The organism is Sporotomaculum syntrophicum, from assembly GCF_009932395.1.
Lineage (GTDB): Bacteria > Bacillota > Desulfotomaculia > Desulfotomaculales > Desulfallaceae > Sporotomaculum > Sporotomaculum syntrophicum.
The window spans coordinates 452,064-464,960 of the sequence record NZ_LSRS01000003.1 but is presented as its reverse complement, the minus strand read 5'-3'; the positions used below and the strand labels follow the sequence as shown (position 1 = coordinate 464,960).

Sequence of the window (12,897 nt, the reverse complement as noted above, 5' to 3'; positions counted from 1 at the left end):
CCTATTATTATTTTTTTAGGAGGAAATAATTATGTCTCTAATCAAGGTTGCCAATCTGACCTTTGCATATGAAGGCAGTTACGATAATATATTTGAGCAGGTAAGTTTTCAAATAGACACCGACTGGAAGTTGGGCTTCATCGGCAGGAACGGCAGGGGGAAGACAACCTTTCTCCATTTGCTGCAGGGCAAATATGCATACAGCGGCAGCATTTCTACCAGTGTCGGCTTTGAGTATTTTCCTTATCAGGTGGCCAACCAGGCCAGTAACACCATTGATGTGCTGGAAAGCATCTGCCCGGACTTTTTGCAATGGGAGCTGCTTCGTGAATTAAATCTCCTTGACGTTGCGGAAGATGTTTTGTATCGCCCGTTTAACACCCTCAGCGACGGTGAGCGAACCAAAGTGCTGCTGGCAGCCTTGTTTTTAAAGGAGAACAGCTTTTTATTAATCGATGAGCCCACTAATCACCTGGATATGCACGCTAGAAAGCTGGTCAGTGATTATTTAAAGTCGAAACAAGGCTTTATTTTGGTCTCCCATGACAGAGCCTTCTTGGATAATTGTATTGATCATATTCTCTCCATCAACAAAACGAATATCGAAATTCAAAAGGGCAACTTTTCTTCCTGGTGGCTGAACAAAGAAAGGCAAGACAATTTTGAGCTGGCTGAAAACAGAAGGTTGAAAAAGGATATCAGGCGTTTAACACATGCAGCCAGGCTGGTTTCCGGCTGGTCGGATAAGGTTGAAAAAACTAAAACCAGCGGCCGGAAAATGTCCGGCATTAAGCCTGACAAGGGATATATTGGTCATAAGGCTGCGAAAATGATGGCTCGAGCAAAAAATATCGAGAACAGACAGCAAGCAGCCATTGCAGAAAAAGCTAAGCTACTGAAAAATATCGAAAGCGCGGACAAATTAAAAATGTCCCCCCTGCAGTATCACACCGGCAGGCTCGCCGAACTTGCCAACATCTCGATATATTATCATGACCGGACTGCCTGTACGGGAGTAAGTTTTACTATAGAGCAGGGCGACCGTATTGCCCTTTGTGGCAAAAACGGTGCCGGCAAATCAAGCATCTTAAAGCTTATTTGCGGTGATCAAATTGATTATACAGGTTCGTTTAGAAAAGGCAGTCGGCTCAAAATATCTTATGTTGCACAGGATACCTCTTTTTTACGGGGCAATCTAACCGACTATGCCGCTGCCGTTGGTATCAACGAAACTCTTTTTATGACAAATTTGCGTAAACTTGATTTTCCCAGGGTCCAGTTTGAAAAGGATATCTCCACTTTCAGCGGCGGTCAAAAGAAAAAAGTGCTGATTGCCAAAAGTCTAAGCGAACAAGCACATCTATATATCTGGGATGAACCGCTCAACTATATTGATGTACTTTCCCGGATACAAATCGAGGAACTGTTGCTTGAATACCGGCCGACTATTTTGTTTGTTGAGCATGACCAAGCTTTCAATGAAAATATTGCGACCAAATATATCCAGGTGTAATGAGGTGATGAAGTGAGCACGATAGTTGATTTTCATGTGCACCTAGCAGAATACGAATCTTTTAGCACAGATGCTTATAATTTCTTTGCAGGCGCTTTTCAGTCCAAAACTGAATATGATAATTTTTGCCGGATATATAGCGACCCCCATGCTTTCTTGCAGTTGATGGAGCAAAATGGAGTAGATTACGCGGTTGTACTTGCTGAGCTTTCGCCTACGTCAACCGGCATTTGCACCAACGAAAAGGTAGCGGCTTTTTGTCGGGTGAGCCCGAAATTAATCCCATTTTGCACGCTAAATCCTTACCTGCACCAGAATATGGCCGGCATGTTGGAGGATTTATGCTTAAACCAGGGCTTTAAAGGGCTCAAGCTGCTGCCTTCCTACAATTATTTTTATCCCAATGATAATTTTATGTACCCGTTGTATGCTGTTGCTGAAAGACTTGGCATCCCGGTGCTATTCCATACAGGTTCCTCGATTTTTTCAGGGGTTCGCTTAAAATATGCCCAGCCCATTTATTTGGATGATCTGGCTGTGGATTTTCCGGACCTGACTATTATTATGGCTCACGGTGGACGGGGCCTGTGGTACGATGAAGCATTAAGCCTGGTCCGCCTGCACAAGAATTTTTATATCGATCTTTCGGGGTTACCACCGCAAAAATTACCGGCATACTTCCCTGACCTGGAACGATATGCCCATAAATTTGTATTCGGTACCGACTGGCCAAGTGTGGATGTTAAAAAGAACATACAATTAATAAGAAACTTAAATATATCTACAGAAGCCGTTGCCCGGATATTGGGAGAAAACGCCAAGCAACTCCTGGGACTGCTCTGATTGAGTTATAAGTTAGCGCTTTTTGAACCAGCAGGTCAGTGTTTCAGCATCGGTGGGGTAAATATCCCTCAACCCAAAACTGGCCTGGGAAGCCAGATCAAGCTCAAAGCTAAGCAAGCCGGCCCGGCGCTGCCAGGGGGTGGAACCGATGGAAAAAGACTGCACCTTGCGGTTGGGTACAATGAACGTGGTCCGGACCAGGCTGCGGGAGCGCACTGCAAGCATATTGTCCCGCAATCCCCAGCCGGCGCTGCGATAGACCCAGAACCCCCAAAGCGCGCCCAACAGCGGCAGAGCCATGGCCAGCTCCCCCCGGGGCAGCCAGACTAGGGCCGGCAGAGCCGGCAACAGGGCAGGGATAAAACCACGCAGCATGTAGCGCCGCCCGGCTTTGGCAGGTAAGGGCTGCAAAGGAATATCCCAGGCAAACTCAGGAAGAAATTCCCCCAGCAGGGACACCAGCTCCCTTTGCCGGACCAGCGGCCAGAGCAGCGTCTTTTCCCGGCCCTTCTGCCCGTAACCTGCGCTTTCCACATATATGCTCAAGTAACCCAACGGCTGCCGAAGCACACCCTCCACCAGGCGGACAGCCTGAATGCGCCCGATGGGTATGGATACTTGGCGCCGTTGCAACAGCCCGTATACCATTTGCAGCCGGTCATTTGTGCGGGTCAGGGTAAACCCGCCGTATTTCAGGACCATCCCCAGCGCCGTGAGCAGCCACAAGGCCAAAAGCACCAGCAGCACCAGGTAAACCAGGTTGGCCTGGTCCCAAATCCAGGTAATATACTGCTGCCAATCCAATTCAATACCGATATCGTCCAGCATGGTTAAAGCCCCGGAGAATAAAGAAACCACCAGCCCCAGGGCACCGCCCGAAGTGGCGCCAAACAGGAACAGCTCGCTAAAAGCAGCACTTTTTAAGAGCGCCGCCGGCTCAGCATGGTTTGTCTCTGCCTCAACGCCGGGCACCAGCAGCTCGTGCCGGAGGGTTTCGGCATCCGCCAGGGTAAGTGCAGATAATAGTGCTTCAGGAGATGACCCGCCGGCTGTTTCCACCTGCACGGCCACGAGATTGAATATACGGTGCCAAAGCCCCTGGTTCAAATCAATGGACTGGATGCGCTCACGGGGTATCACGCTTCTTTTATGCACCAGCACCCCTTGTTCAACCACCAGGGCGTCGTTTTCCACCCGATAGGTAAACCGGTACCAGCCAAGCCCACCCCAGACCAGGACAGCCAGGATAATTACCGTTCCGGTGAACAGCAGCCAGGCAGTCGAAAAGCCTTTTTGGGAAATTGAGGTAATAAAATAAATAACCAGGGGTAAAAAGAAATCCTTCAACAACTGGAGCGAGCTTAATAAGATGCCCAGCAGGTGCAAGCGACGGGGCTCAGACAACATCGCCGGATACCCTGGCCAGGGCCGCAATACGGTCCCGGAGCTCATCTGCCGCTTCCTCGGCTAAGGCAGGTATTTGGTGGGTGCCTGCTGCAGTGGAAACGTCCACGGCAGCCAAACCATAACGACGCATTAAAACACCCTGAGCAGTATCCACATGCTGGATGCGCGTCATAGGAATTAAGGTCCGTTTAATATACCACACGCCCCTTTGCAAGTAAATTTCCTCACCGTTAACCTGGTAGCGCCAGCGTTCCCAGCGCAGCCGGGGCAGCACGGTAACCTCCAGCCCGCCGTAGACCACTGCTGCCGCCGGCGGTAACCAGGACAACCACTGCGGCCAGTTAAACAATTTACCCACCAATGCCATAAGGGCAAAGGTCACCGCCCCAAATAGCAAAGTTCTTAATAACCCGCTTATTCTCCACACCTGCATAATGCGCAAATCAATCCGCTCGCTGGGCTCGGAACGCAATATAAAAATCCTCTCTACATATACTTGGGTATGCCTTAATATACCGCGGACAGTTGCTCAGACATTATGGTGTTCATCATCCCAATGCTTTTACCTCTGGAGTTAAGCATTGCACCGGCTATCCACAACCTTATCTAATTATACACTGTTTGGTAAGTTATGGCGAATTAGGTAGTGGAATGTAACTAGTGCGGTCTTTGTACATTAATTGACCGCTAATGTAAAAAGCTATTCAGTACTATCTACCAATCTGGATACCAAACCAATTTTGCTTTTAGCAATCATATCTGCTATGCTTTTGACTGTGCTAAAATGTTTTATACCTTAAAAAGGAATCTAAGATAGGATAGAGAATAAACAGCATAATTAGAGGACTGGACACTACAGACTGTATGATAAACAACTTAAAAAAGCCAACTTGGGGGTTAACATTCAATGAAACCCATTCTGTGGGTAGCGCTTTGCACGTTAAATTCGAAATATATCCATTCCTCCCTGGCACCTTGGTATTTGCTGTCGGGGATTGAGAACTATTGCAAACCGGGCATCATTGCCGAAGTTATCGAGGGCACCATTAACGAGGATCTGGAGAGCGTAGCCCGTCGCATCCTGGCCAACCGGCCTCAGGTCATCGGCTTCTCCTGTTACATCTGGAATATCGAGGCCACCAAACAATTGGTGCGTTTAGTCAAGGACAAATTACCCGAGGCGGTGATCGTCCTGGGCGGGCCGGAGGTCAGCTACAATGCTGCGGATATATTGCAGGAAGAGCCTTTGGTGCAGTATGTCGTCTCCGGTGAAGGGGAAGAACCTTTGGCCATGCTACTGAACTGCCTTTATCATAACGCAGTTACCCGGCATATCCCGGGGGTAAACAGCCGGGCAGGCGATGAATTAATCTCAGCTACTCCTTATGTTACCGCGAATGACCCCCCCAGCCCTTACACGGAGAAATATTTTAACGCCTTAAAGAGCAGAATTGCATACCTGGAAACCAGCCGCGGCTGCCCGTACTCTTGTGCCTTTTGCCTTTCTGGTTTTGGCCAGGTGCGTTATTTTAGTTTGGAGCGGGCCAAAAAAGAACTCCTCATGTTGGCCAACAGCGGCACCCAAACGGTAAAGTTGGTAGACCGCACCTTTAACGCCAACCGTTCCAGGGCGGTTGAATTAATCAGCTTTATTCTCGAGCATTACGGCAACAGGATCCCGGAAGGCGTATGCTTCCATTTCGAGATCGCCGGGGACATTCTTGATGAAGCAATATTAGGACTGCTGGCTGCGGCACCGGCAGGCTTGTTCCAGGTTGAAATCGGCATGCAGAGCTTCAACGAAAAAACTCTGACCGCCATACGCCGCAAAACCAATGTAGAACGGCTAAAAAACAATATCCGGCAGATCGTAGCCAACGGTAATATCCATGTGCACCTTGACCTGATAGCCGGTCTGCCCCACGAAGATTTAAGCAGCTTCGCCGCAAGCTTTAATACGGCTTACGACCTGAAGCCCAATATGCTGCAGCTGGGCTTTTTAAAGCTGCTGCACGGTTCGCAAATGCGTGAAGAACCTGAAAATTACCCCTGCCGGTTTAATAAACGCGCCCCCTACGAGGTACTTGAGACACCCTGGCTTTCACATGAAGAGCTGCGCTATCTTAAGCGTACTGAAGACGCCCTGGAACGGCTTTATAACAGCGGCCGTTTCCGGCGCACCCTTGCTTACCTACTGGAACGGCTTAACATAAAACCCTTTGAACTATTTGCCCAATTTGGCGAATACCTGGCTGCCAAAGGCGCAGACAGGATTTCGTTAAATGATTTCATCGCCCTGGTGTTGGTATACTTTAGCTCTCAGCCAGGCATTGACAAAACCGCCTTGCGGGATATGCTGGTTTGTGACTACCTGGCCACCAATTCCTCCGGACGGCTGCCTGTAGTATTGCAGGTTAAAGACCCCGCCCTGAAAGCCACAAAACAGCAACTGAAACGGGTTGACGCTACCTTTCCGCAGCACCGGGGCAGGCGGGGTATTGCTCTTTTATATGCCGAGCCCAGTATCGTATATGCTTACTACCAGGACCCAAACCCGGTCACCGGTGAATATCCACTTATAAAAATTGCTAAGGAAGCATTGGGTTTATAAACGTCCAACTCTATATATTTAAACTGGCTCAGCTTGGGTTCATCCCCTTTGGCGCACAAATTCACTCCCGCCTGATCACTATCAGGCAAAATAAGACATAAAAATCGCTAATATTAATAAATAACATGACAAATACATGTTAAGATTGTTTATAAAATTAATAATTGTTTAAGGAGGCTATACAAGGTGGGTGGATTAAAAGATAGATTCGAAAAAGTTTTAGAGGAAGCCAAGGATAAGGCAGAAGAAATGGCCGCAAAGGTGAATGTTGATGATTTAAAGGATAAAGCTGAAGATTTAGTTGCCGAAGTCAGGGAAAAGGCTGAAGTAGTAGCAAATAAGGCTGAGCAGATGGCCAAAGAAGCCATAGAGAAAGCCAAAGGTTTAAAAAGATAAGCTCAGCCGTTTTTTAGGAGCAACTGTGAATAGTGAGGGCACCACAGACCATTGCCTGGACAATAATTTAGATGACCTGCCGGAACACAAATATTAAAAACAATCATTACTGGACGTAATCCATCCAGCACTATAGCCATACGTACTTGACTGCAGAAGGCTTGCCAGACTGGTTCTACCGTTGTTTTCTTTCTTATCTAAAATAACCGGGCGGCCACTGGCCGGAACAATCAAGGGTAGACCAGGACAAGAACGGGCGGCGAACGATGGGTGAGCGTGACAGTCCTACAGGTCTCTGGCTGCAGTTTGCTTAGCGTGAGGACTGGTTATGGCCAATATACTTATAATTATATATAAAGCAATAGCCACGCCGGAGCAACTGTCGCTGGCTGGTTAATAACAGCGTAGGGGGAGAGAAACTATGTCCAGTAAAGAACAAAAACAAAATAAACCGCCCGTAACAGAATTAGGCGTTGAACAACTGCGCTTCTATTGCGATAAAGATTTTTTTGACTTTACTACCACCGCCAACGTCCCCCCACTGGATGAGATGATCGGTCAGGAACGCGGGGTCAAGGCCATGGAGTTTGGCCTCCATACTCAAAAACCAGGCTATAATATATTTGTTTCCGGCATGGTGGGCACAGGGAAATTAACATACGCCAAACAGGTGGTACGCAAGCTAGCCAAAAATCAGCCTGTGCCACCGGATTGGTGCTATGTTAACAATTTTGAAGACAGCAGCCAACCCATTGCCATCAGCCTGCCGGCGGGTACAGGCAACGAATTTCGCCAGGAAATGAAGGAACTGCTTGAAAACTTGCGCAATGAGATACCGAAAGTTTTTAGCAGTGAAGATTATGAACGAGAAAGAGCTGCCCTCATGAAAGCCTTTCACCAGGAACAGCTCGCCAGACAGGAAGCCTTCGTTGAAAAAGCAAAAACATACTCTATACAGGTTAACTGGTCCAATACCGGTTATGTGCTGGTGCCTCTGATAGATGGCGAGCCGCTGTCGGAGGAAGAATTTCAAAAGCTGGACGAAGAGACAAGAGAAGAAATCAAGGCCAATATGCAAGCAGTGCAGGACCTGGCCATGATTGAGATGCGCAGAATGCAGCACCTCGACCGGGAAACCAGAGAAAAAATTCGCGAACTAATCAACCGGGTGGCGCTGTTTGCCGTAGTCCACCTAATTGATGAAGTGCAAGAGAAGTATAAAGATAATCCTGGGGTGATTGATTACCTGGAAGCAGTAAGACATGATGTGGTGAAAAATATCAAAGATTTCAGGAGAACTCCCTCCAGCGAGGAAGAAAAACAGATGGCCATGTTCGGTAAAACCACCAAGGAAATGATGCAAGAACGCTACTCAGTTAACTTGCTGGTGGACAACCGCGGTAGTGAGGGCTCGCCGGTGATCATTGAGTCTAACCCCAACTATTACAACTTGTGCGGCCGCGTCGAATATTCCAGCCGCATGGGCGTGGTGAGCACTGATTTTTCCATGATCAAGGCCGGAGCCTTCCACCTAGCTAATGGAGGATACCTTATTGTTAACGCAAAGGATGTACTGATGAACCCCGGGGTTTGGGAAGCAATGAAACGAACCTTGAAAACAAAAAAAATTGTCTGTGGAAAGCCTTGGCGAGCAATACGGCTTAATTGCCATGGCCTCCCTGAAGCCCCAGGCAATCCCGGTGGACGTAAAGGTGATTATGCTGGGCAGCCCTTATATCTACTACATGATGTATCAGTACGATGAGGATTTTGGCAAGCTGTTCAAAATTCACGCGGACTTCGACGTGCAGATGGATAATACCAGGGAGAATGCCCGTAAACTGGCTGCCTTTATCAGCACCACCGTCAAAAAAGAAAATCTCAAGGAATTCACCCGCGCTGCGGTAGCCCGGGTAGTGGAGTACACCGCCAGGCTGAGCGGCAGTAGGACCAAGTTTACCGCCCGATTTAGCCAGATTGTGGATATTCTTTGCGAGGCTGACTCCTGGGCAGCCATGGAGGGAACAGACATTATCGACGCTACCCATGTGCAGAAGGCCATTGCAGAAAAACGCAAACGGGCTAACAAGTTTGAAGAACGCATCCAGGAGATGTTCAAGGAAGGAACCTACCTCATCAATACCGACGGGGCTATTGTAGGCCAGGTAAACGGCCTGGCCGTACTGAGTGCAGGGGAATACACATTCGGCAAACCTTCCCGCATAACCGCCAACACCTACCTGGGGAGGGAGGGCGTGGTCAACATTGAGCGGGAAACCAGAATGAGCGGCGCAACCCATAGTAAAGGAGTGCTCATCCTCAGCGGCTATTTGGGGCATAAATATGCCCAGAGTACCCCTTTATCCCTCACCGGCAGCCTAACCTTTGAACAGCTCTATGATGGAGTGGACGGTGACAGCGCCTCCAGCGCGGAGTTGTACGCCATCTTATCCAGTCTGTCTGATCTGCCACTGCGACAAGATCTGGCCGTCACGGGCTCGGTTAACCAAAAAGGAGAAATTCAGCCTATCGGCGGGGTGAACGAGAAAATTGAAGGCTGGTTCGAGGTTTGCAAAATCCAAGGCATCACCGGCCGGCAGGGGGTTATCATCCCCCGGCAAAACGTAAAGGACCTGCAGCTGCATGAAGAAGTAGTGAACACTGTAAGGGAAGGCAAATTCCACATTTATGCCGTGGCCAGTGTAAATGAGGGGATTGAACTGCTTACCGGCGTAGCCGCCGGCGAGGCCGACTAGCAGAGAGTCTACCCGGCGCAATCGGTGCATGGCCTGGTTACCGCCAAGCTACAGGCTTATCACGAAGCCTACACTTCAGACAACAGCGGCAAGGACGGCAAGAGCAACCTGGGCAAAAATACCAGGCCGGAAAAGGACAAGGCATAAAGCGGAGCAAGTTCGCCCAATGTCCCACCAAAGATCCAAAAGGAGGCGAGAGTCATTAAGTACACAGAGGCCAATCTGGGCAGGATTTTCATCCTGCGACTGGAGCACGAAGACAAAATACCCAACGTCATTGAGGAATTTGCCAAGTCCCGCCGAATAGAAGCGGCCATCGTACACTTCCTGGGCGGTGCCGACGTTAACAGCAAGGTGGTGGTAGGTCCGGAAGATGGCAACGCTCCTAAGCCTCGCAAGATGGTCACCGAACTGCTGGGCACCAGCGAGGCGATGGGAATAGGCACATTGTTTATAAACGAAGAAGGGTTGCCCAAGCTGCACATGCACTCGGCATTCGGGCGGAATCGAGACACAGTTACCGGCTGCACCAGGGAGGGAGTGATCATCTGGCACATTGGCGAGGTAGTTATTTTTGAGCTGCTTAATTCAACGGCGTTCCGGAAGGTTGACCCGGGCACCGGCTTTGAGTTGCTGGAATTGTGAACAGGAAGACATGTTCCCCCTTACAAGCACGTGGAGATAGTCACGTTGCAAGCTAATAAGAATAGGGCTATTTATGTCAAATTGGGAAATGATAATTTGAGGTTTTACGTTAATAAATAAGGAGCGTATTAGTTATGATTAATGGAAAGAAGAAAAAACCATCGCCGTCAATCGATGAATGGCTCATACAAGCAAAAAATGACCCAGCAGCTTTACAAGAAGGGATGTTTCTAGTCCATAATGGCGTTGTGCGCCAAACGCCCAAAGTCAAGGTGCGCGAGGGGCTTGATGACGGTACGTTGGTAAAGGGAATGGAGTTTGCGTATGATGAAGCAAAGGTTGAGGCGGCGATTGCTGAAACCTATAAGATGGACGGTATCTTCCATGTCAGGGTCTGGCTTAATGAAGGCCAACTAGAGCTCGGTGATGACATTATGTATGTGCTGATAGGCGGCGACATCAGACCACATGTTATCGATGCCTTGCAATTCCTGGTTGGAAAGATCAAAAGCGAGTGTGTTACCGAAATTGAACAAAAATTTTAATTAACTTTATTAACCTTCACCCATACCCCCTCATTTTAGGGGGTACAAATTTACTCAAAAAACACTTAACATGTATCAATTATAATTCTTTGCTCGAACACACATCGAGAAAAGTTGCTTTCAGGAGGAACATGCATTGTCTAATGAAGTTTGCTTTATCGAGAGATTGAACCCGAGTGCTAATATGGTAATTGTCGGCGGTTCTAAACCTGTTTTAATTGACACAGGATTTATTTCAGAAATGCTCTAACTGAATTATTAATCAAAGATAACGGTTACTTACCGGCAACAATACAACTAATTATTAATACCCATTATCATTCCGATCATGTTGGGGCTAATGCAGGTTTACAAAAGAAGTACGGTATTAATATTGCTGCTCATCGCTGGGAAGCAGGCTTAATTAACAATAATCACCCGGAGGCCTATTGTTCCCGCTGGCTCGACCGACCTGTTGAGCCTTACATAGTAAATTGTTTGTTGTCGGATGGAGATGAAATAGAAACTGGTACTGAAATAATAAGGGTGATGCATACTCCATGTCACACTTTAGGTCATATATGCCTGTTCTTACCTGCTACTCAAGCGTTAATCTGCGGTGATTTACTTGCAGAAAATGATGTAGGCTGGCTCAATATTTTCCGCGAAGGAACCGCTTCAATTGAGGCGGCCAAAGATAGCCTGGAAAAAGTAGCCAAACTGTCCCTCAAACGTATCTACCCAGGGCATGGTCCGGTTATCACCAACCCGCTGGAAACGATAGATCATGCTAGATCACGCTTGGAAAAATGGCTGAAAGATCCGGAAAAAGCTGCCTGGCATGCCTGCAAACGAATATTTACCTGTACTCTCATGATTAAAGATGGGTTGCCTGAAGGAGAAATAGATGACTACTTAATGAAGTGCCCATGGTTTAATGATTTCAGTACGTATATTTTCAACCTTAAACCAATTGACTTTATCCGGCCTTTGCTGCAGGAAATGCTCCGCTCCAAGGCTGCTCACTGGCAAAACAACAGACTGATGCCCAGCACTCCATATAATCGGCCTTTTTCATGAAGCGGTTAACTAGTTAGTCTTGAGGATATTGAGTGGGAAAAAACCGACCGGTGGCACTTTAAGGCAGTGTAACTGCAATAAACCACTATTGACATTATTTTGAATTTACTTTAACCTGATACTATAGCCACAAAAAAATTTAATTCAAACTCCGAGTCTGGCATACCTCAAGACTTTTCAAGTTATGGTAACCAGGCCGGCAGGTATATCGGAATTGGTTCGGTGTATACCGGTCCGGTTTTGCTTTTTGCAAGGATAATCCGGCATTGCTTTTTTATAAAGCTATAAAAATATCAGCCCATAATAACTAGGAATTTCGTAATCATGTTTAAGGGGTTGTATAAAATGGTCCCAGAAGACAATATTTTGACCATAAGTGACTTTATTAATAATAAATTAAATAATATTAAAAAAAATATAAATGAATATCCTGACTGTTATGAATACTGCTTCAACACTAGTTACCATGAAAAGTACGACGAATTTCAACTACACAGCATTCAACTGGGTGATGTTTTTCCAATATTACTTGAGATTGATAACAGAATTATACTTGTTGCTATAAAGTTTTACAAAAATTCATTTAATTTGGAGCAAGTATTAACTTGGCTGGATGATTGCAAAGTTTATATTGGACGGCCAGGCCGGGATAATTATAAGATAAACAAATGCAGTACAGTTTCAAAGGTAAGAAAATTTAAGGGGCATCTAGTCGCTACTTATTATAAAGGCAATCAAGCTGTGGAATTGCCAGCCGGTAATATTAAAGAAATAACAAAAAATTACAGATATAGTTATCAAAAAATGAACATCTGGAAAGCAAAAGACAGGCAAAGCGGGGTAACTGTTTTATTAAACGGACATTATTTACAAGGGATCCCTAAAATAGAATTCATTAAATCAAAGGATTTAATCATATCAAATGGGAATTGTATCATGGCAGACTATATTGATGTATATAAAGGTGGACTAGGATTTTTTAATCAAGAAGACAGTTTAAATCCGGTAGCTTTTTTATTAGATAACTCAATTGTGGAAATACAAATTACTGAACGAAATAACGGTGGGAAAATATGTGTAGTTAAATCAAAATATTATGTTATTGCTATCGAAAAATTGTAG

13 protein-coding genes are annotated in these 12,897 nt (G+C 46.6%); 11 read left to right on the top strand and 2 right to left on the bottom strand.

What is annotated here, in order from left to right; all coding sequences use genetic code 11:
* Positions 1-31: 31 nt before the first annotated feature.
* Both SPSYN_RS07220 and SPSYN_RS07215 read left to right on the top strand, forming a co-directional pair.
* The gene (locus SPSYN_RS07220) at positions 32-1,513 is read left to right on the top strand and encodes an Lsa family ABC-F type ribosomal protection protein (RefSeq protein ID WP_161821805.1); all 1,482 of its coding nucleotides are present in this window, start codon (positions 32-34) and stop codon (positions 1,511-1,513) included.
* A 12-nt stretch (positions 1,514-1,525) separates the two neighbouring features.
* On the top strand, positions 1,526-2,356 hold the full coding sequence (locus tag SPSYN_RS07215) for an amidohydrolase family protein (RefSeq protein WP_161821804.1): 831 nt from the start codon (positions 1,526-1,528) through the stop codon (positions 2,354-2,356).
* Positions 2,357-2,368: 12 nt separating this feature from the next.
* Here SPSYN_RS07215 and SPSYN_RS07210 read toward each other — a convergent pair whose 3' ends face one another.
* Positions 2,369-3,808, bottom strand: a complete 1,440-nt coding sequence (locus SPSYN_RS07210; protein WP_207708551.1) for a PH domain-containing protein — start codon at positions 3,806-3,808, stop codon at positions 2,369-2,371.
* Positions 3,753-4,235, bottom strand: a complete 483-nt coding sequence (locus SPSYN_RS07205) for a PH domain-containing protein (RefSeq protein WP_161821802.1) — start codon at positions 4,233-4,235, stop codon at positions 3,753-3,755. The genes SPSYN_RS07210 and SPSYN_RS07205 overlap by 56 nt, the downstream gene beginning before the upstream one ends.
* 435 nt (positions 4,236-4,670) lie before the next feature.
* Here SPSYN_RS07205 and SPSYN_RS07200 point away from each other — a divergent pair, with 435 nt between their 5' ends.
* From SPSYN_RS07200 to SPSYN_RS07170, 9 genes are all read left to right on the top strand, one after another.
* Positions 4,671-6,374 carry a B12-binding domain-containing radical SAM protein gene (locus SPSYN_RS07200; RefSeq protein ID WP_161821801.1) on the top strand — a complete coding sequence of 568 codons (1,704 nt, stop codon included), beginning with the start codon at positions 4,671-4,673 and terminating at the stop codon, positions 6,372-6,374.
* Between the two features lie 186 nt (positions 6,375-6,560).
* On the top strand, positions 6,561-6,770 hold the full coding sequence (locus tag SPSYN_RS07195) for a YtxH domain-containing protein (RefSeq protein ID WP_161821800.1): 210 nt from the start codon (positions 6,561-6,563) through the stop codon (positions 6,768-6,770).
* 421 nt (positions 6,771-7,191) lie between these two features.
* Complete coding sequence (locus SPSYN_RS15970; RefSeq protein ID WP_243152952.1) at positions 7,192-8,535, top strand: AAA family ATPase; 1,344 nt, start codon at positions 7,192-7,194, stop codon at positions 8,533-8,535.
* Positions 8,483-9,526, top strand: coding sequence for a Lon protease family protein (locus SPSYN_RS15715; RefSeq protein WP_423828285.1), 1,044 nt, complete (start codon positions 8,483-8,485; stop codon positions 9,524-9,526). The genes SPSYN_RS15970 and SPSYN_RS15715 overlap by 53 nt, the downstream gene beginning before the upstream one ends.
* 24 nt (positions 9,527-9,550) lie before the next feature.
* On the top strand, positions 9,551-9,673 hold the full coding sequence (locus SPSYN_RS16175) for a hypothetical protein (protein WP_279279249.1): 123 nt from the start codon (positions 9,551-9,553) through the stop codon (positions 9,671-9,673).
* Between the two features lie 33 nt (positions 9,674-9,706).
* The gene (locus tag SPSYN_RS07185; RefSeq protein WP_341478870.1) at positions 9,707-10,171 is read left to right on the top strand and encodes a PPC domain-containing DNA-binding protein; all 465 of its coding nucleotides are present in this window, start codon (positions 9,707-9,709) and stop codon (positions 10,169-10,171) included.
* A gap of 134 nt (positions 10,172-10,305) precedes the next feature.
* The gene (locus tag SPSYN_RS07180) at positions 10,306-10,716 is read left to right on the top strand and encodes a molybdenum cofactor biosynthesis protein MoaE (RefSeq protein WP_161821799.1); all 411 of its coding nucleotides are present in this window, start codon (positions 10,306-10,308) and stop codon (positions 10,714-10,716) included.
* Between the two features lie 228 nt (positions 10,717-10,944).
* The gene (locus SPSYN_RS07175; RefSeq protein ID WP_202623781.1) at positions 10,945-11,775 is read left to right on the top strand and encodes an MBL fold metallo-hydrolase; all 831 of its coding nucleotides are present in this window, start codon (positions 10,945-10,947) and stop codon (positions 11,773-11,775) included.
* 345 nt (positions 11,776-12,120) lie between these two features.
* Positions 12,121-12,897 carry a hypothetical protein gene (locus SPSYN_RS07170; protein ID WP_161821798.1) on the top strand — a complete coding sequence of 259 codons (777 nt, stop codon included), beginning with the start codon at positions 12,121-12,123 and terminating at the stop codon, positions 12,895-12,897.

Coding starts and splice junctions, on each gene's coding strand:
- SPSYN_RS07220 (WP_161821805.1), top strand. CDS start 32: ATGTCTCTAATCAAGGTTGCCAATCTGACCTTTGCATATGAAGGCAGT.
- SPSYN_RS07210 (WP_207708551.1), bottom strand. CDS start 3,808: ATGAGCTCCGGGACCGTATTGCGGCCCTGGCCAGGGTATCCGGCGATG.
- SPSYN_RS07200 (WP_161821801.1), top strand. CDS start 4,671: ATGAAACCCATTCTGTGGGTAGCGCTTTGCACGTTAAATTCGAAATAT.
- SPSYN_RS15970 (WP_243152952.1), top strand. CDS start 7,192: ATGTCCAGTAAAGAACAAAAACAAAATAAACCGCCCGTAACAGAATTA.
- SPSYN_RS07180 (WP_161821799.1), top strand. CDS start 10,306: ATGATTAATGGAAAGAAGAAAAAACCATCGCCGTCAATCGATGAATGG.
- SPSYN_RS07170 (WP_161821798.1), top strand. CDS start 12,121: ATGGTCCCAGAAGACAATATTTTGACCATAAGTGACTTTATTAATAAT.